At 37.4% G+C, this 26096-nt stretch carries 24 protein-coding genes and 2 pseudogenes; 16 read left to right on the forward strand and 10 right to left on the reverse strand.

The annotated features are described in order from the left end of the window. Positions 1 to 40: 40 nt before the first annotated feature. On the reverse strand, positions 41 to 424 hold the full coding sequence (locus tag F902_RS20845; RefSeq protein ID WP_004804368.1) for a carboxymuconolactone decarboxylase family protein: 384 nt from the start codon (positions 422 to 424) through the stop codon (positions 41 to 43). Between the two features lie 352 nt (positions 425 to 776). Here F902_RS20845 and F902_RS23135 point away from each other — a divergent pair. Together F902_RS23135 and F902_RS20850 are read left to right on the forward strand one after the other, a co-directional pair. Next, positions 777 to 845 (forward strand): annotated as a pseudogene (locus F902_RS23135) (hypothetical protein); the annotation flags it as partial. A 220-nt stretch (positions 846 to 1065) separates the two neighbouring features. After that, the gene (locus tag F902_RS20850; RefSeq protein WP_004890115.1) at positions 1066 to 2265 is read left to right on the forward strand and encodes a tyrosine-type recombinase/integrase; all 1200 of its coding nucleotides are present in this window, start codon (positions 1066 to 1068) and stop codon (positions 2263 to 2265) included. Here the strand turns inward: F902_RS20850 and F902_RS20855 are convergent. Next, the gene (locus tag F902_RS20855) at positions 2258 to 2479 is read right to left on the reverse strand and encodes a hypothetical protein (protein ID WP_005206861.1); all 222 of its coding nucleotides are present in this window, start codon (positions 2477 to 2479) and stop codon (positions 2258 to 2260) included. The genes F902_RS20850 and F902_RS20855 overlap by 8 nt on opposite strands. 214 nt (positions 2480 to 2693) lie before the next feature. On the opposite strand from F902_RS20855, the gene F902_RS20860 reads away from it, so the two are divergent. From F902_RS20860 to F902_RS20875, 5 genes and pseudogenes are all read left to right on the forward strand, one after another. Continuing rightward, the gene (locus F902_RS20860; RefSeq protein WP_005206863.1) at positions 2694 to 3590 is read left to right on the forward strand and encodes a hypothetical protein; all 897 of its coding nucleotides are present in this window, start codon (positions 2694 to 2696) and stop codon (positions 3588 to 3590) included. Between the two features lie 320 nt (positions 3591 to 3910). Continuing rightward, complete coding sequence (locus F902_RS20865) at positions 3911 to 6355, forward strand: hypothetical protein (protein ID WP_005206870.1); 2445 nt, start codon at positions 3911 to 3913, stop codon at positions 6353 to 6355. Positions 6356 to 6750: 395 nt separating this feature from the next. Continuing rightward, entirely contained in the window at positions 6751 to 7710 is a 960-nt protein-coding gene (locus F902_RS20870) for a YagK/YfjJ domain-containing protein (protein ID WP_005206872.1), read from the forward strand. 299 nt (positions 7711 to 8009) lie between these two features. Then, a pseudogene (locus F902_RS23080) lies at positions 8010 to 8192 on the forward strand (DUF6508 domain-containing protein); the annotation flags it as partial. Between the two features lie 33 nt (positions 8193 to 8225). After that, a complete protein-coding gene (locus tag F902_RS20875) occupies positions 8226 to 9029 on the forward strand; it encodes a GIY-YIG nuclease family protein (protein WP_032811740.1) in 804 nt (267 codons plus the stop codon). Between the two features lie 83 nt (positions 9030 to 9112). On the opposite strand, the gene F902_RS20880 is transcribed toward F902_RS20875, so the two are convergent. The 8 genes from F902_RS20880 to F902_RS22770 all read right to left on the reverse strand — a co-directional run bounded on the left by F902_RS20880 (position 9113) and on the right by F902_RS22770 (position 14172). Continuing rightward, positions 9113 to 9781 (reverse strand): hypothetical protein, encoded by a 669-nt coding sequence (locus tag F902_RS20880; protein WP_005206876.1) that lies wholly within the window; start codon positions 9779 to 9781, stop codon positions 9113 to 9115. Between the two features lie 12 nt (positions 9782 to 9793). Further along, a complete protein-coding gene (locus tag F902_RS20885; RefSeq protein ID WP_005206878.1) occupies positions 9794 to 10021 on the reverse strand; it encodes a hypothetical protein in 228 nt (75 codons plus the stop codon). Beyond that, the gene (locus F902_RS23020; protein WP_005206880.1) at positions 10022 to 10150 is read right to left on the reverse strand and encodes a hypothetical protein; all 129 of its coding nucleotides are present in this window, start codon (positions 10148 to 10150) and stop codon (positions 10022 to 10024) included. A gap of 2 nt (positions 10151 to 10152) precedes the next feature. Continuing rightward, positions 10153 to 10407, reverse strand: coding sequence for a hypothetical protein (locus F902_RS20890; RefSeq protein ID WP_017402032.1), 255 nt, complete (start codon positions 10405 to 10407; stop codon positions 10153 to 10155). Positions 10408 to 10963: 556 nt separating this feature from the next. Next, positions 10964 to 11425, reverse strand: a complete 462-nt coding sequence (locus tag F902_RS20900; protein ID WP_005206884.1) for a hypothetical protein — start codon at positions 11423 to 11425, stop codon at positions 10964 to 10966. 186 nt (positions 11426 to 11611) lie between these two features. Then, positions 11612 to 13816: an ankyrin repeat domain-containing protein gene (locus F902_RS20905; RefSeq protein WP_005206886.1), complete on the reverse strand. Its 2205-nt coding sequence runs from the start codon at positions 13814 to 13816 to the stop codon at positions 11612 to 11614. A 1-nt stretch (position 13817) separates the two neighbouring features. After that, positions 13818 to 14036, reverse strand: coding sequence for a hypothetical protein (locus F902_RS22765; protein WP_225761790.1), 219 nt, complete (start codon positions 14034 to 14036; stop codon positions 13818 to 13820). Then, positions 14020 to 14172, reverse strand: a complete 153-nt coding sequence (locus F902_RS22770; protein WP_005206888.1) for a hypothetical protein — start codon at positions 14170 to 14172, stop codon at positions 14020 to 14022. The genes F902_RS22765 and F902_RS22770 overlap by 17 nt, the downstream gene beginning before the upstream one ends. 244 nt (positions 14173 to 14416) lie before the next feature. Here F902_RS22770 and F902_RS22260 point away from each other — a divergent pair, with 244 nt between their 5' ends. The 9 genes from F902_RS22260 (at position 14417) to F902_RS20955 (ending at position 25976) form a co-directional block, all read left to right on the forward strand. After that, positions 14417 to 14704: a hypothetical protein gene (locus F902_RS22260; protein ID WP_081400810.1), complete on the forward strand. Its 288-nt coding sequence runs from the start codon at positions 14417 to 14419 to the stop codon at positions 14702 to 14704. A 59-nt stretch (positions 14705 to 14763) separates the two neighbouring features. Continuing rightward, positions 14764 to 15807 (forward strand): DUF932 domain-containing protein, encoded by a 1044-nt coding sequence (locus F902_RS20920; RefSeq protein WP_005206890.1) that lies wholly within the window; start codon positions 14764 to 14766, stop codon positions 15805 to 15807. 177 nt (positions 15808 to 15984) lie between these two features. After that, a complete protein-coding gene (locus F902_RS20925) occupies positions 15985 to 17025 on the forward strand; it encodes a YqaJ viral recombinase family nuclease (RefSeq protein ID WP_005206891.1) in 1041 nt (346 codons plus the stop codon). 182 nt (positions 17026 to 17207) lie between these two features. Beyond that, complete coding sequence (locus F902_RS20930) at positions 17208 to 18110, forward strand: recombination directionality factor (protein WP_005206892.1); 903 nt, start codon at positions 17208 to 17210, stop codon at positions 18108 to 18110. A 186-nt stretch (positions 18111 to 18296) separates the two neighbouring features. Next, positions 18297 to 19850 (forward strand): type I restriction-modification system subunit M, encoded by a 1554-nt coding sequence (locus F902_RS20935; protein ID WP_005206893.1) that lies wholly within the window; start codon positions 18297 to 18299, stop codon positions 19848 to 19850. Next, a complete protein-coding gene (locus tag F902_RS20940) occupies positions 19847 to 21208 on the forward strand; it encodes a restriction endonuclease subunit S (RefSeq protein WP_005206894.1) in 1362 nt (453 codons plus the stop codon). Before F902_RS20935 ends, F902_RS20940 begins: the two co-directional genes overlap by 4 nt. Before the next feature lie 18 nt (positions 21209 to 21226). After that, positions 21227 to 21787, forward strand: coding sequence for a nucleotidyltransferase family protein (locus F902_RS20945; protein WP_005206896.1), 561 nt, complete (start codon positions 21227 to 21229; stop codon positions 21785 to 21787). A 60-nt stretch (positions 21788 to 21847) separates the two neighbouring features. After that, the gene (locus F902_RS20950; RefSeq protein WP_005206897.1) at positions 21848 to 24946 is read left to right on the forward strand and encodes an HsdR family type I site-specific deoxyribonuclease; all 3099 of its coding nucleotides are present in this window, start codon (positions 21848 to 21850) and stop codon (positions 24944 to 24946) included. Position 24947: 1 nt separating this feature from the next. Continuing rightward, entirely contained in the window at positions 24948 to 25976 is a 1029-nt protein-coding gene (locus F902_RS20955; RefSeq protein ID WP_005206900.1) for a Fic family protein, read from the forward strand. Positions 25977 to 26096 lie beyond the last annotated feature (120 nt).

The raw sequence follows: 26096 nt of genomic DNA on the forward strand, positions 1-26096 counted from the left end.
CTAATGTAATTAGGGATTTTAGCTTGATTTTGATTTCAGTCTATTGGGCTTGATATTCGTTGATCACTTCTAATGCTGCTCGGAAAGCCTCTTGTGTTGCTGGGGCGCCACAATATGGCAAGCTGTGCAATAACACTTCTTGGATTTCCTCAACTGTTGCGCCATTGTTCAATGCACCACGAATATGCCCTTTCAGCTCGGTTGGACTTTTTAGTGCCGTTAAAAAAGCGATGGTTACAAGAGAGCGATATTTGCGTGGTAGCACACCTTCGCGCTGCCATGTTGAACCCCAAGCATGTTCATTGATCCAATCTTGTAATGGCTGGGTAAAAGGTACGGTATTATCCTGCGCACGTTTGACAAAGGATTCTCCCATCACTTCAGTGCGAACTTTTAATCCATTTTCATAATCTTGTTGTGACATATTTTTACTCTTTTAGCGGTGAGAAAAGGTTGGATGATTTCTAGACTGCTTTCATCCTAACCCAATCGTGCTATGAGCTAAAGCCATAGAACCTGACTGTTATGTTCTCAATTTCACAAAGGCAGTAATTCAGGTTTTATTCTCCTAAGATGAGATACCTCGATGAATCTGAACATTCGACTCTAGAACTGAGTGAGTGCTAATTTGTGGATAACTCAAGACCTATCAACAATCGATAAATATATTTTCTAAATCTGCTACAATTGCGCCAATTTTAAATTCCTTCGCATGCCATTCGCCAATGTCTCAGTTTGTAGATACGGATGGGTGCATATAAGTGTAGATTTTTCTCATGTTTAAAGATGAATTAGCGGCACAAGTTGCCCAACGTCGCACCTTTGCGATCATTTCCCACCCAAATATTTGATATCTATTCAAGCCCATTCAACCTATTTCAAATATGATAATAAAAGCATTGTAAGTACTGTAAAAATATAAAAATATTGATATTCTTTATCTTGTATATCTTTCAACCCCATTCAATAGATTTCAAGTCTAGTCAGTATGTTTGTGTACATATGTGTGTACACACTTTCTAGAATTTTCTATTTAAAAAAAAATATGTACACAGGTGGAGTAAAATGCCTTTAACAGATACGTGGCTTAAGAAGAATCTAGATCGTGAACGTTCAGCTATACATACAGAGTCTGATCAAGATGGATTGAGCGTTCGTGTATCGCAAAAAGGAAAACTCACTTTTCAGATGCGTTTTCGATATAACGATAAGCAAGCTCGTTTAGACTTGGGAACCTACCCAAATATGAGCCTTAAAGAGGCTCGTATTGAATTGCAGAAAATGAAAGCAATTTTAGAAAAGGGACATGACCCACGTATTCATAAAAAAGTAGAGCTTCACAAGATCACAGAGGCTATAACTTTTGAAGCGTTATTTCGCGAGTGGCATGCGAAATATAGTATTCCTAATAAAAAGAATGCAGATCAATATTTGAGATCATTTGAACTTTATGTTTTCCCAAAGTTAGGTAGCATACCTGCTGAGCAAATCACATTACATATGTGGTTAGATTTACTAGAAGAGCAATTTAAACAGTCGCCATCGATAACTGATCGCATTCTTACTAATACAAAGCAGTGTTTGGATTGGGGGATTAATCGAAAATTAATTGAGCAAAATCCCATAAGACATATCACTGGAAAGCGTGACTTGAATATTAAGAAAAATAAAACTGTTCGAGTATTACAAGATGATGAGTTGTCTTTAATTTTTAAAATTTGTGATGAGTCTAGAACATCATTAAGGAATGTTTTATTTCTCAAGTTATGTTTGTTTTATGGTAATCGATATAGTGAGTTGAGGCTTGCACGGAAATCAGATTTTGATTTTAGTAAAAATACATGGACAGTACCGTATGAAAATCATAAGACAGGAGAAAGTAAAGGGGACATTGTTCGACCTATTATTGATGAGATCAAACCGTGGCTTCAGTCTGCAATGGATTTGAGTAATTCTGAATACATTTTCCCACATGAAAATGGCAAAGAGCCAATGGGGCGTAGTGGGCCAACAGATACCCCTTATAACTTCATGCAATTTGCAAGGAAGAATTATAAAATTGAAATGGATCATTGGTCTATGCATGATTTACGGCGTACAGCAAGGACAAATTTCAGTGCGTTTACAAGTAGGGATGTTGCGGAACTGATGGTTGGTCATGTGATGCCTGGGGAACAGGGGACATATGACTATTATGATTATCAAAAAGAGATGTCGAAGGCTTATAAAAAATGGTGGAAAAAATTAAGTAATCTGTCTAGCTAGACAGATTACTCATTTGGTTATTATTGAAATATTTGATTAGCCATTCGTTAAACGTTTCTTCATCCCAAAGGCTAGTAGAGCCAGCGCATTTCTTAATAGGTTGAGGCATTGGTTGCTCGAACATTTTTTGATTAGGTTGTTGGTAACGCCATAAAGTCGATGTAGAGCAATTTTTGAGTTTGTGGCGAATTTCTTTAGATGTTAAGTAGCCCATATCTTTGATCCTTTTGTGATTATCGCAATTAGATAAAAGAACTAATTTTTTAACCTTAAATATTGGCTGGAAATCAACCTATAATATTAAAACTATTAGTTCAGTTCATTGATGGGATAACTATAAAATTTAGAAAATGTTTAAAATAGAGCAGTACGCATATCTAGAAATATAGTAGTATTATGCTATACAATTATCTGTATTTTAATAAATTATGATTGATAAAAAAATATCAAGCTTAGAGCAGCTTGAGCAAAATATATGGTTAAACTTTTGTTACTACTATCAGTGTGAATTGGATGATGAGTTAATAGCAACGGAGAATCAATCATATATTGATCAAAAAGAAAAAATCATAAAAAGAATGCAGCAGAATGATTTTTCAGTTAATGAGGAGAGAATTTCTTTTGCTGAAATGATGGGAAGTGATTTGAATATTCCCTTCAAACCATCTCAGCTCGCTGAGCTTTTAACACAGCTTAATGCATTAAGGGTTAAGGTGAATGACTTACCTACCAAAATTTTCCAAAGGCAATATTCAGATATTTTAATTGCTTATGTGCAAATGCTCGGTGGAGTGGAGTTTATTCAGAACCGTACACTTGCCAAAAGTGCAAAGTCAATCATTGCAGTCAAAGTTCGTTACGACAAGCATTTATATCCAAGACGGGAAATTATATATCGGATTTTACGTGATCAAGTGGCACGTCGTGGTAAATGGAAGAACCTGAATCAAGCAGTTAATTTTATTCTTAATGATTTACTCAAAGCCTTTGAGGTCTATGATATTCAGTGGCTTAAGGAAGAGCTTGCAGAGAAGCAAAAAATGCTCTGGTCGCTTGAGCAGGAATGGCAGTCAGCTAAACAAGCTTATGCTGATTCTAGTAGTGTGCGAAGAAAGCCAGCATCAATAACTAAAAAAATAGAAAAATTACAGATGGAACTGAAAAGCATCAATCAAATCCTCAAGTCAAAATATCCTTCTAGAGAGATGGAGAAATTCGGCTATAAAATGCCTTATAGTGGTGGCTACATCGCTGAGACCATTATCCATGAGTTGAGAACTCAGCCTGAGATATTGCAAGAAATTCTGCTTAAAGGTAATTGCTGATATTTTTTAGGAAAGCTGCGATTGATTTGGATGGTTTCGTCCAGTATATCCACCATACGTTTTGTTATGTATGTGCATTTGTAGGAATGTGATTTTTAGTGAACTGAGTCGAAAAGATATTTTTAGTTTTAGGGCAGAAGTAGAATCTTCTGCTTTTTTTGCGGCTTCTATTTATGAAATAATAAAATTGAGAATCACTTTATTGAAAATAATATAAAGGATTGTTATCTATAGACTATGAAATAATATTTTATAGATATATTTTTTTAACTTTCCTATACGCTATAATTCAAATAATACATGTAATAATACATTTTGAAATGATGAAAGAATCAAGATATATAGGCATTCTAGATACTTTTAATTGGAATAATTTAGAAATTAATATTGCAGATATATTTCATATTTTGAAATTTAAAAAACTACAAATGATGGCTTCTTATGGAGGCGATGCGAGTGGTTTTGATCATACTCAACAGCTGATCGATGAGTTGGAAAAGTTGCAGTATTTGTGGTGTTTTGTTGAGCAAAACTCTTCTTTGACTTTGGATCAGTTTAAGCACAATTTAATGAACAGTACGACATCGTATTGGGTGCTTAAAAGACAAGAGATCGAAGCTTTAAGTTGTGACCCGAATGCGGTGGTATTGCTATATCTTAAAATTGGCGATGGACTTTATTTAATTTGGTGTATGCTGAATCTTCATAAACAATCATCATCAAATTTAAATAATCATCAGCATCACCTGTATTCACATTTAAATGGAAATGCGACTACAGAGTTTCCAACAAATGTAAGTAATGCAAAGCATCTTCAACCTCATTGGTATTTCGAGATTTTGTTTTGCTTGAAACAGTATTTAAGTACAACTAACTATCAGCCGAATTATGTAATTACTGCCCTAACACCTCTAGTCACGAGCGAGAAGCTTCTTGATGCTCTACTAGAAAGATATCAATCGCTTTATTGCCTGTCCTTAAATATTCAGATTCCTTTCAAGTTCAGTGGAATGGATGACTATCATTCGTTTATTCAAGATCGATTGATACGAATCCCACAGTTACAGCAGATTATGCAGGGGATTGCAGGATTATTGTTTATGATGACCAAGGTGGAACACGATCTTGTATCAGGATTAAATCTCAACGTTGTATTGATATTAAAAAATAAAAAAGAACAAGTAGCAGCCAAGATAGTTAAAAGACTTGAATCTGAGTTTAAAAAGGTTTTGATTGATCGGCCTTTTCATATTCATCATTGGGGGGAGCAACTTGTTCAAGGATTGAAAAAAGATGTTATCGATGGGGAAATTAAGTTAACGGATAAACGTAAAATAAAGGATTTTAAATATTGGATTTTGGGCTTTTTTAAGCATGTAGATAATGTTATCCAGTTTCTATATACCTCCAATAACCAAAATTACCCGATCAATCAAGTCTGGTATGCCTCTGAACTTTTAGATGAACGTAATTTTCCTGTCGATCTAACGATGATGGCGCGAAAATCTTTTCAGGATTTAGTACAATATCAGGATGATAAAATATGGGCTGTCCGCCATCTACCTATCATCGCAAAAAATAGATTGATGATTTCACAAATTTTCAATCGCGAGTTGGTAATTGAGTTAAGCGATTTTCCAAATTTTATAGGGCTCATTCAGAATATAGAAATATTTATGGCGACTGTGATGGATACCACAGTTGGTGCATTTGATCTACCTATTCGACTGGGGAATGTGGAGTTGACTGCTGAAGAAATTGAGCGTTCAATCACGCGTATTGGTCATCAATTGTTATGGATATGCAGTCACTTATCTGACTTACAACGATTAAGCATGAGTCCTTTCTTGTCTAAGTTGAATATCAATGTGCAATTCTTTTTAAAGAATATGTATCTTTGTCAGATGCAACAACTGGTGGATAAAACCAGTAAGCAAGGTGCTGAAAGATTCAATGCACTGGTCAAGCAACTTCGATTGAATTATCACTCGAATATTAGACAGTCTAAGTTGGATGTAAAAATCTGGAAACAAGTGCAGCATTCCGTAACAGCGGACTTAGGTGAGTCTAAAATTGATAATCATGAAACGATCGCTGAAGTCATTGAATATGTAGACTATGTCCAAGCGGTAGGTGTTAGTGATGAGGATATTTCTACAAATGATCATATTGAAGCGAGTTATAAAAAGTGTGGACTGAGGTTGAATAGTTTGCAGAAATATTTAAAAAGCTTGCTTAAAAAGGAATGTATTCTTTATCGAGTTCGCTTTGGTCTGGAGTCAAATGGGGCAGAAGTTAATCAGCAGATTTTCTCAAAAAATATCACTGAAATGTTTTTACGTAATCGTAGTAGGGAACCTATATCCAGTATGACAGGCTATTTTGGAGCATGGCGTGAATATGCTGGACAGTATACTTATCTTGATCTAATTTTAGTTTTTGATGCGAGGAAGTACGAGGAACTAAAAGGTAAGGATGATTTATTTGGAGAAATGTGGAAAACCCAAATGAACACTGTTCAACAGGATGGATTTAAAACATTATTCGATACGGTTCCTTTGATGCCATCAGTTCCTGAGATGAATCAGCAATCATTGTTACTTGAAATAGGTAATCAGTCAAGGCGAAAGCAAGTCTTTGAAGTGTTGGTAAATTACTACAGCTTCCTTGAGATGTATGAGCGACAAGCGACCGTTCGAGTCCCTAAAGTTTTAGTTAAAGGCAGTATGATCAAACCTAAAGTTAAAACCAAATCTAAGGCCTAACTTTAGCCTAAGCACAATTTGACATTTCTTCGGATACATCGGTGATCAGCATCTTGTGGATCAATGATCTTATTGAACCAACAGCTCAGAATGCTTAACAGGTATCTTATTTTATTATCTATAAGTAATATATATTAATAATATAAACAATAGCTTATGTTGAAAGCAACTATGATAAGTCACTAAACACAGTATAGCCCATATTCAAATGGGCTATAGACAATATATAAATTACAATGAGTTAAAACATTCTAAATTATCCCTATAGTATGTTTCAAAGTCTATGAGCATATTCAGCTGAGCAGGATGATCACAACATCTTGCTCTAGAATCATGATCAGTAAAATTTTACATCTCACTCTAAGATATGAAGCTTATATTTCAAGAGAATCCTAATGTGCCAAAATATTCAATTTCAATATAATCTATATGATCAGCTTTACCATGAAGCAGAAGTGTTGGCAGGAGTAGATCACTTCATTCAAGAGGTTTGCTTGGGTAGTTATGATCTATATCATCAAAACCTAATGATAGACCTACAAAAATTAGTTCAGTCATTTAAGCCAATCTATAACGCTCATTTATTCTATTGCAATACAGTACTGATATTCATTGAGATTGTGAAGACAGTTGATTACACACTGAGCCAAATGCCACAGGCAGATTATGAATCTATTAAGTATTTTGATGAAATGACTGTATGGCATATTTTGACTTATATCCAGTCATTATCATGCTGTGTCCGACTGCAACTAATTGAACATCAACAACGTGAATTGAAGAATCAACAAAGCCTTTTTGATTATGCATCCACACTCATTCATCATTATGCGAGAACGTTAGTTGTTCGGGTGGATTTGTCTATAAAGAAAGAATATCAAGCCTTATACAACATTCAGGCATTTAACCAAGCCTTAGAGGTCTTACTTCGGCGTATCGCAGATCAGGATACTTGCTTTAGTGATTTGTATGGTTATGCGTGGGCATTAGAGCATGGAGTAAGCAAAGGCTATCACTGCCATTTATTGCTTATGTACGATGGCAATAAACATCAAGAAGGCTATGAGTTAGGGGAGTGGGTAGGTAAGTGCTGGAAGCAGATTACTCATGGATATGGTTATATTTTTAACTGTAACCATCCCGACTATATGGCGATCTACGAAGCGATGGGGACATTAGGGATTGGTATGATTCATCGTCATGATGAAAATAAACTTAATAATTTTCTGAATTACGTTGTCCCTTATCTGGTGAATGCTGAAAAAGAGCAACAACATCCAAGGGTCAAGGATACGTCAAATATGCGTAGTTTTGGTAAAGGTGTGATCGATTCGAAAAACCGAAGAGGTTTATAAATATTAAATTTTTAATAGAGAACACATCTAATGTATTGTGTTCTCTATATTGTGTAATCTAGATACTAATGAGCGACGCAATATGACGTTTAGGATTGATGAAGATTAATTTTTGGACAGATAAAACTATATTTTTATTGTAAATTATTGGTTTAAATTTACTATATTTTTAATAAAAATTTATGAACTTAAATCATTCACTTTTAGAAATTATTCCGAGTTTAGAGAATTTAAAGTTACATCCTGACTTGGCTATAAATGATATTGAAGATAATCTGATTAAAGCTATGGCTAATGAGATGGTTTTGAATTATCAGGAAGTATTGTCGGTATATGCCGATATAGATGAGAACATAATTCTTCATTTTGATAAAAATACGACACTAGCCTTCTTAACAGCAGTCATTCGCATGGAGCGTTTTGTAGAAGGTACGCTTCCTCATACTATTCGCTCAGGCCTAGTTTTAAAAGCAATAGAGCATCTGTCTATTTTAGCTGAGGCTCATCATAAGGTCATGCTCAATGATCTTTTGCAAATTCAAGATTTAGATAATACAAAAATTAGACTGAATGTCATGTTTGGTGGAAATTGGAACCCGATTGAAGTATTTAAAAATGGGAATATTGACGAAATTCTTAAAGGGCACTATTGGAATTATAATTCCAAGAAATCTTATAGAGAAGGCCAGTTCACTATTGGGCTCATCAGAATAAAACCAAATGAAGACTTATGGCTATTGGTTCATGTCGGAAGAGTGACTAAGGATCTTAATAAATTTAATGATGTTGGATATGAGTTTGAGGCTTTGGAACAATACCGTAAGTTCTTTGGTCGCTTAGTTGTGAAATATAAAAATTCATCTCAAACCTTAATTCGTTGGGCAAATACAATTATTGATGAATGCGAAGTACATCAACTTCTTCCCGATATTTTTGACAATGATATTTTCCCAGGATATGAAAATGTAAATATATCATGGCAGGAGTTAACACGAGTTATTGAAAAAGAATCATGGAAGACAGCTTTGCAAAATCAAAAAGCAGTATATTTGATTACGGATACATCTAATGGGAAACAATATGTTGGATCTGCATATGCTGAAAATATGTTGTTAAATCGATGGCAGAATTATGTGAAAAGTCGACATGGTGGGAATGTTCAGCTTAAACAACTTTCGAAAGAGCATATTGAAAACCATTTTAGATATTCAATTCTCGATATTTTTAAATCGACAACGGATGACAAAGTCATATTGAGTAGAGAAAGTTGGTGGAAAGATACTTTAATGACAAGAAAGTTTGGCTATAACTCGAATTAAACCAGCTCAGAATTTTTATTCTGAGATGAAATTGAAAAGCTCGGCAAGCTGCCGAGCTTTTCAATATGTACGATTCAATATTATTAAAATGTAATATTGAAATTACCTTGATCTGTAATGATTTCAGCTTCAAGGACTTGATCACCCTTACATTTCAGTAAATATTTCACTGTACCGCTATAATTTAAAGTCACAGGCATTTTGCTATAAAAATCACCTGTACTAAAGCCACAGCGACCACGGTTAATCTTTAAACCTTGTAAGGTAAACGGCTGTTCATTGGTTGATTGGATTTCAAGGAAGTAATCTATTGCACCAGGCACATTGAATGCAGATTGAGACTCCTGAGCGGTAATACGACCACGGGCACTGATTGAGGCAACATCATCAATAGCAGCCTCTTCCTCGTCAAGCGGGATATCGGCAACTTCCTGTGTATCGGTTGGATCAAGCTCAGACTCCATCATAGCTTTTAGCATATCAGGGTAGGTCTGCCACTTATCCAAGTAAGACTGCGCTTCCTTCTCATATGCAGGTAAATATAAATGACCTGAATCAACAATCGCTCGCATATCATTCAATCTGGCTTTGACTGCTTCCTCGGTATAGGGTGCATAAATAGATTCAGGCTTGGTATGCTTTGCAACAGCACTGGCAGACTCACCCGAAGTATCAGTCTTTGCAGATTGATTACCTTGACTACATGCCATCAATAGGGAACACAGGGCAATGGTGGAAAGTAAAGATTTCATGATTGCACTCCCTTATATTTTTGGACGAATAACAACGAACCAGATAAATAACAGGATCAGAATACCCCCTACAATTTTACCAACAACAGGAAACATCACCGCAGGCCAAACAAAGCCCTGTCCAATATTGTAGGCAAAAGACTTGTAGTTATACTGCCCCCAAAAGTGTTGATAGACTGCAAAGAAAAAGCCGATTACTAGATAGATGCTAATCAGACCTGTTTTAATATTTGAATTCATTTACTTTCCCCCAGTTGCAAATTTTGCCAATGCAATAAAAATTCCCATCACGATCATGAAACCAATGAAGGGTAGACCCAGTACACAAATCACAGCTATGACGCAGATAATGCCTGCAAGTGTTCGCATAGCTACTCCTTCATGCACTGATAGGACACATTGATCATATCTGTCTGGAAAGATTCAGTTTGCTGTAAGGTATAGATATTTTCTTTCAGTCCATCCTCACCATATTTGTTTTCAAGTTTGTCGTAGATACATGAACAGGTACTGCCATCAATGCCTCCTGTTTTACAACCACTGATAAACTGACGTTCTGTTTTACTGGCACAGCCTGCTGTCATCATGACTAGTGAGATGAGTGCAAGCGAAGTTAGCATTTTCATCGATTCCCCGAATTTTTTATTGTGTTATCAATTTTGCTCAACTCACTGAATCATGGGTGAGACAAAGCTTTCTAAGGCTAAATCGCTTTTAGATTAGTTCAATCAGCAAAATTTTATGGGTGCTATTAGGGTAACAAGGAAATTGAAAATCGTTTTAGGGAAAACAATAAAGATAAAAAATGCTTAGTCATGGGTATGACTCCTTTGGCTAGAAAGAAGTTTCACCGCATTACTGCTAAATAATGGTGGCGAAACGAAAAGGGGTTAGCAGACTGATAGCCAAAGGATCAGCACACCCGAAGGTGTCCCCCTCCCGTTCCGCCGCAGAGGGGGCACGCAGGGTCGCCCACCAAAAAGATAAACTTTTTAGTGTGCTTTGGCTGAACGGTCTGCTAAAACCGACTGACGATGTAGGTCAGCAATGGAATGATAAATTTAAGGTCTCGCTGAGTCAATCAAGCTGTAGTGAAAAAGAAATTAAAATCAAAGATCGATGATATGGATTGTTGCAAATGTCCAACAGTGCTAGGCATTTTGATTGAATACAGATCAAGTTCTATTGTTCTTTGTCAGGTAGGCTAGAAGTAAACGCTTCTGGAGGAATTGGTACTTTACGGGCTTTGAAGATTCTTTCGGATTCAGGCGTTTGTTGTATTTGATCTTTCATCCACTCTTGAGAAAAAGTGGGCTGATCACTTAATTTTTTTATCGTTTCAGGGTGAAGTGGAATTTTCGCTATTTGTGGTGGAAATATGCCTAATTTATTTAACTCAGTTTCATAATAGTTTTTTAGATCAAGTGCATTGTGTAATTGTTTTTTTAATTCAGTAATTTCATTTTGCAGTGTGATTAGACCAATATTTTTAGGTTGGATACTTTCTAGAACTTGTAATGCTTCTTCTTCATTGAGCACACCTTTCTCAATTCTTCCAAGTTTACCTGAGCGAGTCGCATGTCTAATTTGATGTTCGGTAAATCCATATTTTTCACAAAATTCGGCAATTCTAATTTGGGTCATAATTCTTAAGTCATTGGTGATTTTTGGATTTATCTTACTGATTTTATTTTGATAATCAACTTGTGAGATACTGTATTTAATAAATTTTTAAATGTGTGTAAAGAAATGTGGGATTATTCGGTAAATATCTAGAAAAAATCTTACTGACATACAGTAAGATTTTAACAGTGATATAAGTTGGTTCTATTAATGAATCAGTTGTTTGCACTGTGTTGATTTAAAGTGATTTATAATGTCTGTCGGAAAGACCAACTGACCATTACGTGGGTTAACATAAGAACCATTCATATCCGCCTTACACTGCTCTAACATATATTGAGCAATTTCATACTCATCACTTTCTAAAGCGAGCATAAATGGTGTGTAGCCTGAAATAGGTAACTTGGCTGGCTGATTCACATTTGCACCAGCATTAAGTAGGATAAATACGATTTTGTTAAGCTGTTCAACAGATGCTTTGGATTTCATTGCTTCAAACACTTCTTTACCAATCATCCTGCCCGTAGGCGTATCCAGATTTTTCAAAACATCATTTAACTTGAGTTTTCCTGCTGAATGTTGATATAAGCTGTACTTGCTTTGCTCGGGATGTAATAAGGTTCGCTGAATCATGTCCTCAAAATGAAATGATCTTTTTACACAGTGAAGCATTTTTAAAGCGAGGTGTAATGGAGTGTGGTGATCAATATCCGCAAGTAAGTTGACATTTGTACCCATATCCACCAGTGTTTTTACTAAATTAACATCCCCAAGTTGAATGGCAAGGTGCAATGCGCTTAAACGTATTTTTGTTGAGACTGCATTTAATGTTACAGGTAAAAACGTATGCTTTAATAGTATAGCTAATATTTGCTGCTGTTCATCAGATAACTCCATAATATGATCATATAAGCACATCGTGAGCGAAGAATCATAGCTAGAACTTAATTTATTTATATCTGCGCCAGCATCAAGTAATGCTTTCACAGTTTTAACATCACGTAATTGAATAGCATATAAAAGTTGAGGCATTTTCACTGTTTTTTGTTCATCAATTTTGATGACCTTATTCGGCTGGCTTAGATCAATTCTTATCTTGTTTTTCAAAGTCAAAAACTTTTGATTTGGTAGATCATTTAAAAAAGAACATTCATCTCTAATGAATAACTGTTTATCAAAAATATCACATACTTTAGTTTTTAAAGCCTTTAGTTCCCATGGTTCAAACACATTTTCCAATTTAAACTTTTGCGGAAGGTTGTCGAAATCTAAATCAACTTTAGAGAAACGTAAATGATAGCGAATGGCGATATTGGCGAATTTTCTGATTGAATGATTGTCAGGCGAGTTTTGTAATGAACAAGCCGTCAAAGCCTCAGTTAAAATTTGCTCAAGATTACGTCCATCATATTGAATGCAACTTTCTACGCATTTCGTATAGGGTTGAATTGCATCTTCAAGTTTCCCAGTAAATAAGTAGTAACGAGCCTTAGCCCAATAACCACTAAAGCGAAGGCTTTCAAACTCTGGATATTGATCAATGGTCTCCATAAATAAGTTGATATTTGTGAGACTAAATTCCAGTTGATTGGATTGATTCTGAATACGCTTATATAGGAGGGATAGAGTACCTTCTGCATTATCTGTATATTTATCTAAAATGATATTTTCTTTTGGAAGTTTCAACAAAGATGAAAAAATAAACTCATTCAATGACAAATGCATATATGCCGATTCATTTTCTGAGTTAAGCATTTGCTGAAAAAAAGGCGCAAACTCTTGATCTGAAATGTCTTTCTCTGTTATGCCATTTTTATAAAGACTATCTAAAGCTCTAGCAGTTAAAAGAGCGGAGAGAACATCTGCTTGATTAGTGAAATGTACATGACTTTTAACAATAAGGTGTAAGTTTTGCGGATCAGGTAACTCCTCTAAATTTCCCCATACTCTGAATCGATCTTGTAGCTCTTTATCGAGTTTTTTTACGTTAAAACTTTGTTTTAAAAGTTCACATAAAAAATGAGATTTTTGGTTTTTGGCTACGAGGCCAAGTGAAACTAAATGTTGCTTTAGAATAGGAATAAATTTTACTGAGATCATCAGATTCAAGAAATCATTTGTGGTCTTTTGCTGAGCATCACCATTCAAGCTAAATAGTAATTGAAAATCATAAAATTCCTGCATTGCTTTTCTAAATGCATGAATCATTTTACTTTGAATTTTTGCTGAAAAATATTTGGTACTAAAAAGTGCTTTGATAAAGCTCTCTTCAAAATAATGCGGATAGTGAATATTATTCGTATATTCATCTATTTGCTTTGCTAGACCTGTATGATTCTTTAAGCCAAAATGGTTGGTGATTTCTCTGAGCAGTACCGCGCCTGTGGGAAATACTAATGATGGTGTTTGCATGTTAATTTCTTCTTAAAAATCGGTTTATATCGTGTTTAAATTGTTGAAAGCTTCTAAAATCACTTGGCGTAGATGGAATGGCTAACTTCCTATTGTTAATCATTAAAAAATTATGCTTTTTCCCTTTAGATAAATAGATAGATTCTTGCCTTAAAAGTTTAACAATGAATTGATGAATGTCTTTGTTGTTTGAAAACTTCATATCAATCATCATCGTCATAAAAATCATCATCTTGCTCAGCTTGACATGAAGAGCATAGTTCACCGTTCACGATAGAATTATAATATTCACCTTCTGGTAAAGCATCGCCATAGAGTGTTGTGTAACATTCTGCACATTGATATAAATTAGCCATGATTATCTCCTTTACAGCATGGAGGTAATATAAAATTTGTTAAATAAAATCACAGCAAAGCTGTTGGCGGAAAAATATCAAAAAAATGCAAATAGCGAAGTAGACTGAATAACATTCTAAATTATTTCAAATACATAACATCCTAATGAGAATCATGAAGCTTTTTCGAGCCATTCATGAATATATGAAAACAAAGCCTGCCACCCCGCAGGTTTTTTTATGCCCAAAATTAAGGAGTAGAGCTATGAGCTTGAGCTGTCCCTTTTGCCATTCAACGAATGTGATGTTGGTTGAAGCAAGTACGCAACAATCCAATACAACCTTATCTAGTCTGGTTACCCCAACCACATTGGGAGTATTAGGAACAACAGTCGCAAAGACATTCAATCTACCACCAATTATTGGTGGAATCGCAGGAACGGTTTTGGGAAGTGTATTGAATTCATTCACAGAATCAAGCACACCATCACAGCAAAATTTATGCTTCTGCCATAACTGCTACCAAAAGTTTCCAACACATCTTCTGTACTAAAGATTGATTCGTATCAACACAGATTCAAATTTCAATTTCAAATTAAAAGGAATAAAACGATGTCACATCAAATTGAACAAATGGCGTATGTCGGAGAAACCCCTTGGCATGGGCTCGGCAACCAACTCACCCAAAACCAACCGATAGAAGTCTGGGCACAACAAGCAGGCATGGACTGGCGCATTGAATCCTCCAATGTCAGTTATATGGCTCAAAATGAACGAGGGCAAAGTATCATCATGCCCTATGAAGAACAACGAGTCCTTTATCGTTCTGATACCCATGCTCCACTGTCAGTCGTCAGTCAACGCTTTCAGGAAGTTCAACCCAGAGAGATTTTAGAATTTTATCGCAACCTCACTGAGCAATCAGGCTTTGAGCTTGAAACCGCAGGTGTATTGAAAGGTGGAAAGAAATTCTGGGCATTGGCACGTACTGGACAAACCTCTATGTTAAAGGGTAAAGATGTCAGTAATGGCTATATGCTTTTAGCAACCGCATGTGATGGAACCCTTGCCACCACCGCACAATTTACCTCGATCCGTGTGGTCTGTAACAACACTTTATCCATTGCCTTAAAAGGACAAAATAGCAGTGCAGGTGTGGTCAAAGTTCCACACAGTACTAAATTTGATGCAGATAAGGTCAAACAGCAATTGGGTATTTCAGTACGTGCATGGGATGAACACATGTATGAAATGAAGCAACTGACACAGCGTAAGGTTAGTCAGATGGAAGCCTCTGCTTATTTTGATGCAGTATTCAATAACAACACCATGAACAACGTATTAGATCAGGAGGACAACATCATTCAGTTCTACCGTGATGTAGCCTTGCAAGCCCAAGCCAATAGCAAGGAAAAATCTGAACCGAATGCCAAATCGATGAGTAAAGCGATGGAGATGTTTAACGGTCAGGGGCGTGGTGCAGAGCTGAGCTCTTCCAAAGGAACAGCCTATGGATTACTGTGTTCCATCACAGAATTTATTGACCATGAACGCAGAGCTATGAGTACTGATCACCGTCTCGATTCAGCTTGGTTTGGTGCTGGTGCATCGATCAAACAACGAGGATTGGAGCAGGCACTCAATATGCTTGCATAGTGAGACAAATACATTTTTCAGTCATGGAAATTTAGACCTATATTCTTATTTTAAAACGGAATATTAAATTTTAAGAATAATCAAACCATAGCTTCGGCTGTGGTTTTTTTATGCCCGAAATTTGTCATTTCGATCAAAACGACTTCATAACGCTCAATTAAAAATCAGGAATTCAACATGAATACAGCAATATTAAATCCTTCCATTCAACAAGCAAGTACACCTTTTATTGCCCCAAAATTGTTTACAGCCAAACGCCTAGTGAATACCAAAAATATGACACAGGCAGAATGGCTTGAAGTAAGACGCAAGGGAATCGGCAGTAGTGACTGTGCATCCGCATGTGGGCTGAATCCCTATATGTCGATGCTTGAACTGTGGATGATCAAAACAGGGCGAGTTAAACAATCCATCGAAGATGAAAGTTCAGGACATGCACCTTTATATTGGGGCAAGCAACTTGAACCTTTGGTCGCTGAATACTACAGCATGCACACCAACAACAAAGTCCGTCGTATCAATGCTGTACTGCAACATCCCGAAGCGGATAAGCATTTCATGCTAGCTAATTTGGATTACTCCGTGGTGGGCAGTGATGAAGTACAAATTTTAGAATGTAAAACCGCAGGAGAATATGGTGCCAAACTTTGGCGAGATGGTGTGCCTTTATATGTCCTGTGTCAGGTACAACATCAATTGGCGGTGACAGGTAAAAAAGCAGCACATATTTGCGTACTGATCTGTGGGCATGAAACTCGTATTTTCAAAGTGACACGCTCGGAATCAGTGATTGAGCATATCGTCAATGCTGAACGCTACTTTTGGGAATGTGTGGAAAATGATACACCACCTGATGTGGATGCCAGTGAATCGGCAGCCAAAGCCATACAGCAGCTCTATCCACAACATATTCCGTTGACTGTTGAAGACTTGAGTCATAACGAACAAGCCAATCAATTGTTTGCTCAACTGATTCAAGAAAAGCATCACATTGAAAAACATCAAAACAATTTTGATGAAACTAAGCATCAAATTCAGATGTTGATGAGGGATGCTGAACGAGCAACCTTTGTCAGTGGTTCAGTGACGTGGAAGAAATCCAAAGATTCAATCAGTTTAGACAGCAAAGCCTTACTCAAATTTCACCCAGAAATGCTTGAGCAGTTTCCGCAAAGCAAAACAGGTACACGACGTTTTCAGATCTACACAGATGACTGAATTCATCGCATCGATATTTCTAATCTTCCAAAAAGCGCAAAAAACCACCCCGATCCACCGACTCCCGAAGGAGCGGTGGACTAATAATGGCGGTCTTTGCATTTCATCTGATCTTTAAATGGTTTTGTATTTGTTTACATAACAAAGGGTCAGCAGTAAAAAAATATTAGGAGTTACAAACCATGATTAAAGGTTTAGCGATTACACCACCGGCTCTGGGACGTATCAGTATTGGCCGTATGGTAGAAAAGAATGGCAAACGTCTACCTGAAAAAGATGATCAGTTCACCATTACTTCCCAGATTCAAAGTAAAGAGAGTGGCTGGATAAAACATCCATTAGATGAACAACTTCGGGCGCAGGCACCCAATCAAAAACTTAGAACCATTCCAGTTAGAATGATCTTTAATGATCCTGATTTAAACTTACGTGCGGAGTACAGCCTATTCGATCGGCAGACCGGTCGACCTGTTTGTGTAGGTAATGGTGAAACCTGCCAACGTTTAACCAATCAAGGGGTCGAGCAACATCCCTGTCCATCACCTGATTTATGTCCATTGGCTCAAGGAGGGAATTGCAAGCCTTATGGACGTTTGCATGTGAATTTGGATGACTCGGATGAGTTTGGAACATTTATCTTTAGAACCACAGGCTTTAACAGTATTCGGACTTTGGCAGCACGCTTGAGTTACTACAGTGCAGCTTCAGGAGGCTTACTGTCGTGCCTACCATTGCAACTCACTTTAAGAGGGAAAAGTACCACACAAAGCTATCGCCAGCCGGTGTACTACGTGGATCTAACTTTACGAGAGGGTATTAGCCTGAATGATGCCATTACTCAAGCCAAGCAAATTGATGAACAGAGCAAGCAGGCAGGGTTTTATCAGGAGGCACTGGATCATATTGCCAGACGAGGTTTTGCCAATGCACGGTTTGAGATGGATATACAAGAAGGGTTAGACGTGCTGGAGGAGTACTTTCCTGAACAAGAGCAGAACCTGACGGTAGAGCAACAAGGTTCACCTGAAGGGTTTGTGCAGGATATTCAGCAGGGGTTGCAGCAGAGTGTGAGGGTGGTGAATTAAGATGGTTGAATTACAGAATTGATAAACTTGGGAGCTTCGGCTCCCTTTATTTTTTATATCTGCCTGATGCTAAATGAATGAGTGGGTAATCAGGTCTAATTGTTGATTTATCTTGTATTTGAATATTAACTTATAGGTTAATATTCGTTTTAACTTTGATTCTTATTTTTTTTACAGGATTTGTAAATGACCAGTACCCAACAACGCGCAGCACTGCAACGCCAAATCTGGCAGATAGCCAACGATGTCCGTGGCGCAGTTGATGGCTGGGACTTCAAGCAATATGTTTTAGGTACGCTATTTTATCGTTTTATTAGTGAAAATTTTGCCAGTTATATCGAAGGCGGTGACGACAGCATTAAATATGCTGAACTTTCTGACCAAGTTATTACTACAGATATCAAAGACGATGCGATTAAAACCAAGGGTTACTTCATCTACCCAAGTCAATTGTTCGGCAATATTGCTAAAAATGCGAATAATAACGAGAGTTTGAATACTGACTTAGCTGCTATCTTTGCTGCTATAGAAAGTTCTGCCAATGGCTACCCGTCGGAGCAGGACATTAAAGGCCTATTTGCTGACTTTGACACAACCAGTAACCGTTTGGGTAATACTGTCAAAGATAAAAATATCCGCTTGGCTGCTGTGCTCAAGGGCGTAGCAGGGTTACATTTTGGGGATTTTCAAGGCAGTCATATCGACCTGTTTGGTGATGCTTACGAGTTTCTGATTTCTAACTATGCAGCCAATGCAGGAAAATCAGGAGGAGAATTTTTTACTCCGCAGCATGTGTCAAAGTTGATTGCCCAGCTTGCCATGCACAAACAAACCAGCGTCAATAAAATTTATGATCCTGCTTGTGGTTCGGGTTCTTTACTTTTACAAGCCAAAAAACATTTTGATGCTCACATTATAGAAGACGGTTTTTTTGGACAAGAGCTCAATCATACGACCTACAACCTTGCGCGTATGAATATGTTCTTGCACAACATTAACTACGACAAGTTTAACATCCAGTTAGGCGATACGTTAAGAGAACCTCACTTTGGCGATGACAAACCTTTTGATGCGATTGTGTCTAACCCACCGTATTCGGTGAAATGGATTGGTTCGGATGACCCCACTTTAATCAATGATGAACGCTTTGCCCCAGCAGGCGTACTTGCTCCCAAATCTAAAGCCGATTTTGCCTTTGTGCTTCATACCTTAAGTTATTTATCTGCTAAGGGTCGAGCGGCCATTGTGTGCTTCCCTGGTATTTTTTACCGAGGTGGTGCTGAGCAGAAAATTCGCCAATATTTGGTAGATAATAACTATGTAGAAACGGTCATTTCGCTTGCATCGAACTTGTTTTATGGCACCACCATTGCTGTCACCATTCTGGTTCTATCCAAACATAAAACAGACACTACAACCCAGTTTATAGATGCTGGTGGGTTATTCAAAAAAGAAACCAATACCAATACTCTGACAAATGAACACATTGAACAGATCATGCAGGTGTTTGACAGCAAGGCCAATTTAGACCATTTTGCCCAGTCTGTACCTTTAGAGGCGATTCAATCCAACGATTATAATCTGTCCGTGAGTAGCTATGTTGAAGCCAAAGACACGCGTGAAAAGGTGGATATTTTTCAGCTTAATGCCGAGTTAAAAACCACTGTGACTAAAATTGATCAACTTCGTAAAGAGATTGATGCGATAGTGGCAGAGATTGAAGGGGAAGACGTGGTATGAGTAATACAGATTTTATGCAAAAGCTACTTGATGGCGCACAGGTTGAATGGAAAGCAGTTTCAGAAATATTTCATTTAAAAAATGGCTATACACCATCGACATCAAAAAAAGAATTTTGGGAAAATGGTTCTGTTCCGTGGTTTAGGATGGATGACATCCGCGAGAATGGTCAAATCCTTGGAGACTCATTACAAAAAATCTCGGAAAGTGCTGTAAAAGGGGGGAAATTATTTCCTGCCAATTCCATCATAATTTCAACATCGGCCACGATTGGTGAACATGCATTAATTACTGTTCCATATTTGGCAAATCAAAGGTTTACCAATTTAAGTTTGAAAGATAGCTATGTAAAAGTTTTTGATATGAAGTTTATTTTTTATTATTGTTTTTTATTGGCAGATTGGTGTAAAAAAAATACAACGATGTCAAGTTTTGCCTCTGTAGATATGGATGGTTTTAGAAAATTTCAAATCCCCATTCCAAGCCCAGAGAATCCTAAAAAATCCCTTGAAATTCAAGCCGAAATTGTACGAATTTTGGATGCATTTACTGCTATGACTGCGGAGCTGACTGCGGAGCTTAAACTGAGAAATCAACAATATCAATATTTTAGAGATAAATTATTGACATTTGATATGAGCGAAGCACAATCGCCTTCGGACGAGAGCGGACGAGAGCGGACGAGAGCGGACGAGAGCGGACGAGAGCGGACGAGAGCGGACGAGAGCGGACGGCGGATAGAGGCTAAATGGATGACGTTGAGAGATGTTGGTACTTGGTACGGTGGGGGAACTCCATCTAAAAGCCATAGTGATTATTGGGAAAATGGAACTATCCCATGGGTTTCGCCTAAAGATATGGGGCGACCAATTGTTGATTCAGCTCAGGACTATATTACCGAAGATGCGATTGAAAACTCTTCGACAAAGTTAGTACCAGCAAACTCAATTGCAATAGTTGTTCGCTCAAGTATTTTAGATAAATTACTGCCAAGTGCACTAATTCCTGTACCTGTTGCACTTAATCAAGACATGAAAGCTGTAATACCACACAACCATATTATGCCTAGTTACCTTGCACATATGATTAGATCAAGAGGGGAGGATATTTTGCGGGCAGCTAGGAAAACAGGCGGATCTGTAGCATCTATTGAAAGTAGTAAACTCTTTTCTTTTTATGTTCCAATTCCTCACCTTGATGAGCAAAAGCGAATTGTCACTATTTTAGATAAATTCGATACTTTAACCAGTTCAATTACTGAAGGTTTACCACGTGAAATTGAGCTACGCCAAAAACAGTATGAGTATTACCGTGATTTGCTATTAAGTTTTCCTCAGTCATCTATCCCATCACATTGATATTTGTGGAGCACCAACATGGAAAAAATTGGTCAAGTCAAACAACTCATTCGCGAAGTTAACCGTTTGCACCGTGATTTTTCCAAGGATTATTTTGAACATGGCAAAATTGAGAAAATTAACCTCTCTAAAACCATTCGGCACGTGCCTGCTGCACATATTTATAAATACCGTTTAACCTTACACGAAAGCATTAATGACTACTTGATGACCGCAGATATAGACATCAAATATTTTTACCGAGTAAAAACCCGTGAAAGTATTGATGACAAAATACAGCGCTATTCTGCTCGTGAAGACCAATATCCTGTAAACAATTGGCTTAATGATATTTTTGGTGCACGTATTATTTTAACGACTGAAGAAATTGAGAGCGTGATGGATTTGCTGGATGACTGGCAAGATGAACTAAACCTTAAAAACTGGTATTTGCGGGATAAAGAAGGCTATCGTGGTTTGCATATCTACTTTAAAAACAGAAGTAATTTTTATTTCCCTTGGGAATTGCAAATTTGGAATCATGAAGATATTCAAAGCAATATTGAAAATCACGAAAAATTTAAACGCAATTTTATCTAAAAAATTCTAAAAATCACTTTGGACCTATCTTCTCGGTCAAAAATCAATGGAATCAAAACCATGACTAATTATAAGCCTATTGCCGAAACTAACAATTTTATTGTCTTAGATAAATATTGCAAAGAATGGCAAGCGGTTGACAGCTACCAAAGTGAAGGGGATTTAGAGCGCGAATTCATTCAGGACTTGGTCAATCAAGGCTATGAATATTTGCCCATTTTAAACAATGCTAAAGCTTTGTTGGCAAATGTACGTGAGCAACTTCAAGCATTGAATAACGTACAGTTTTCTGATGGCGAATGGTTACGCTTTGTTGAAATCTATTTGGATAGACCGAGTGACAGTGTTGTTGATAAAACCCGCAAGATTCATGACGACTATATTCATGATTTTGTCTTTGATGATGGGCATATTCAAAACATCTACCTTTTAGATAAGAAGAACGTTGCTCGTAATAAAGTGCAGGTGATTAAGCAGTTTGAGCAAAAAGGCAGCCATGCAAACCGTTACGATGTCACCATTTTAGTAAATGGCTTGCCTTTGGTGCAGGTCGAACTAAAAAAACGTGGCATCGCCATCCGTGAAGCTTTTAATCAGGTACACCGTTACAGCAAAGAAAGTTTTAATAGCGAAAATTCCCTCTATAAATATTTACAGCTGTTTGTGATTTCTAATGGGACTGATAGTCGTTATTTTGCCAATACGACGACACGTAATAAAAATAGTTTCGACTTCACTATGAACTGGGCCAAGGCCGATAATAGCCTAATCAAAGATCTGAAGGACTTCACGGCTACTTTTTTCCAAAAAAATACTTTGCTGAATGTGCTGCTGCATTACTCTGTTTTCGATATCAGCGATACCTTGTTGGTGATGCGTCCTTACCAGATTGCGGCTACCGAGCGCATTTTGTGGAAAGTCCAAAGTTCGTATCAAGCCAAAAACTGGAACAATACCGAAAGTGGCGGTTTTATTTGGCACACTACAGGTTCTGGCAAAACCTTGACCAGTTTTAAAGCAGCACGTTTAGCAACTGAGCTGGATTTTATTGACAAGGTTTTTTTTGTGGTAGATCGCAAAGACCTTGATTATCAGACCATGAAAGAATACCAGCGCTTTTCGCCCGATAGCGTCAATGGTTCAGACAGTACCGCAGGTTTAAAACGGAACTTGGATAAAGATGATAATAAAATTATTGTCACCACCATCCAAAAACTCAATAACCTGATTAAAAGTGAAGGTGACTTGCCCATTTATAACAAGCAAGTAGTATTTATTTTTGATGAATGTCATCGCAGCCAGTTTGGTGAAGCTCAGAAAAACCTGAAGAAGAAGTTTAAAAAGTACTATCAGTTTGGCTTTACGGGTACGCCTATTTTTCCACAAAACGCCCTTAGTGCTGAAACTACAGCCAGCGTATTTGGCCGTGAGTTGCATTCTTATGTCATCACCGATGCGATTCGTGATGAGAAAGTGCTGAAATTTAAAGTGGACTACAATGATGTACGTCCACAGTTTAAAATCATCGAAACCGAACAGGATGAGAAAAAACTCAGTGCAGCGGAAAACAAACAAGCCTTATTGCATCCCGACCGCATCCGTGAAATTAGCCAGTACATCCTGAATAATTTCCGCCAGAAAACGCACCGCTTACAAGCGGGTAGCAAGGGCTTTAATGCCATGTTTGCCGTCAGTAGTGTAGAAGCTGCCAAGCTGTATTATGAGTCACTCAACAACCTGCAAAAAAACAGTGACAAGCCTTTAAAGATTGCCACTATTTTTTCCTTTGCAGCCAATGAGGAGCAAGATGCCGTAGGTGATATTCAGGATGAAAGTTTTGATATTTCAGCCATGAACAGTAGTGCAAAAGAGTTTTTAAACGCCGCAATTGCGGACTACAATAAATTGTTTAAAACCAATTTTAGTGTTGATAGTAAGGGTTTTCAAAATTATTACCGTGATCTTGCCAAGCAAGTCAAAGCCAAAGAAATAGATTTGCTGATTGTGGTAGGGATGTTCCTGACAGGATTCGATGCCCCTACGCTTAACACTTTATTTGTAGATAAAAATCTACGTTATCATGGGTTGATGCAGGCCTATTCGCGTACCAATCGTATTTATGATGCCACCAAAACGTTCGGCAATATTGTTACTTTTCGAGACCTAGAGCAAGCGACCATTGATGCGATTACTTTATTTGGTGATAAAAACACTAAGAATGTGGTGCTAGAAAAAAGTTATAAGGAATACATGGAAGGCTTTACCGATGTGGTGACTGGTGATGCACGGCACGGTTTTGTGGATATTGTGAAAGAATTAGAACAACGCTTTCCTAACCCCGATGAAATTTTTAAAGAATCAGATAAAAAAGCCTTTACGAAATTATTTGGCGAATACTTGCGTGTAGAAAATGTGTTGCAAAACTACGATGAATACGCCAGCCTAAAGGCTTTGCAGAATGTTGATGCGAATGACCTTGTGGCAGTTGAAGTATTCAAGACCCAACATTACTTAAGCGATGAGGATCTGTCAGCCTTGCAAACCATTCAGATGCCAGCTGAACGAAAAATCCAAGATTACCGTTCCACTTATAATGATATTCGTGATTGGTTACGTCGGGAAAAATTGGCTGAACAAAAAGAAAAATCGACCATTGATTGGGATGATGTAGTTTTTGAAGTAGACTTGCTGAAATCACAAGAAATCAATCTGGATTACATTCTAGAGCTGATTTTTGAGAACAATAAAAAGGTGAAAGATAAGGCAACGTTAGTTGAGGATGTGCGCCGAGTGATCCGTGCTAACCTAGGCAACCGTGCCAAAGAAAGTCTACTGGTCGATTTTATTAATCAAACAGACTTAGATCAGATTGGTGATAAGGCTAGCGTGATTGATACTTTCTTCACCTTTGCTCAAGCAGAACAACAGCGTGAAGTACAAGAACTGATTGGCGCCGAGAACCTGAATGAGGATGCAGCGAGACGTTATATTGCGACCTCGCTGAAACGGGAATTTGCCAGTGATAATGGCACTGAGCTCAATGCTATTCTGCCTAAAATGAGTCCATTAAACCCACAATACTTAACCAAAAAGCAGAGCATTTTTCAAAAAATTGCAGCGTTCGTTGAAAAGTTTAAAGGGGTAGGGGGAAAAATTTAGTATGAAATACCAACCGCCTTATACCATCACCTCAAAAATCATTCATCTGATTGCTCAGATCAGTGAGAATATAGGGCGTTTGACTGTTTTAGAGGAAATTCAGGACAGCTTAAAACTCAGAAAAGCCAATCGTATCCGTACTATTCAAGGTTCACTTGCGATAGAAGGGAATACGTTAAGTACAGAACAAATCACGGCGATTCTAAATGGTAAGACTGTGATTGCACCTCCGAAAGAAGTTCAGGAAGTGCGCAATGCCATTAAAGCCTATGAAGCATTTCAACAATGGCAGCCAAGCCAAGAAGTAGACTTATTACAAGCACATCAAATTTTAATGACAGGCTTGATTGATGAAATCGGTCAATATCGTCATGGTGGTGTGGGCGTAATGTCAGGTGATCGAGTGGTACATATGGCTCCACCTGCCAATCAAGTTCCACGTTTAATGGCTGATTTACTAGAATGGTTAAATGATAGAGAAATACATCCACTAATCCAAAGTTCAGTATTTCATTATGAGTTTGAATTTATCCATCCATTTGCAGATGGTAATGGCCGAATGGGTAGACTATGGCAAACATTGATCCTGAGTGGGTGGAATTTAATCTTTGCCAATATCCCAGTTGAAAGTCTGATCTATCAAAATCAAAAAGCTTATTACGAAGCATTGCAAGCAAGTACAGATCGTACTGATTCAGCACCATTTATTGAATTCATTTTGCAGATGATTTTAGATGCAATCCTTGACTCTACACAAAGCGATCAAGACACCGCTCAAGCTAGCGATCATGTTACCGCTCAAGCTGGCATACATGTCCATAAAGAACTCAGTGATCAAGTACAGCGTTTAATTTCAGCATTAGGGCAAGATGATTATACCTTGGCTGAGTTGATGCAATTTGTGGGTTTAACGCATCGAGCAACGTTCCAAAAGAATTACTTGAATCCAGCAATAGAAGCAAATTTGATTGAACGTACCATTCCTGATAAACCGAAAAGTCCGAAGCAAAAATATAGATTAAAAAGATAACAATACTTTCAATTGTGGATAAATCCCCTATGGGTGCTTGCATATGAATTTGGATGACTCAGATGAATTGGGACTGTTCTAAATTTTGTGTAAGTACTTAATTTTCATTTATCCTTCAGA

The organism is Acinetobacter higginsii (assembly GCF_000369525.1).
GTDB classification, from domain to species: domain Bacteria; phylum Pseudomonadota; class Gammaproteobacteria; order Pseudomonadales; family Moraxellaceae; genus Acinetobacter; species Acinetobacter higginsii.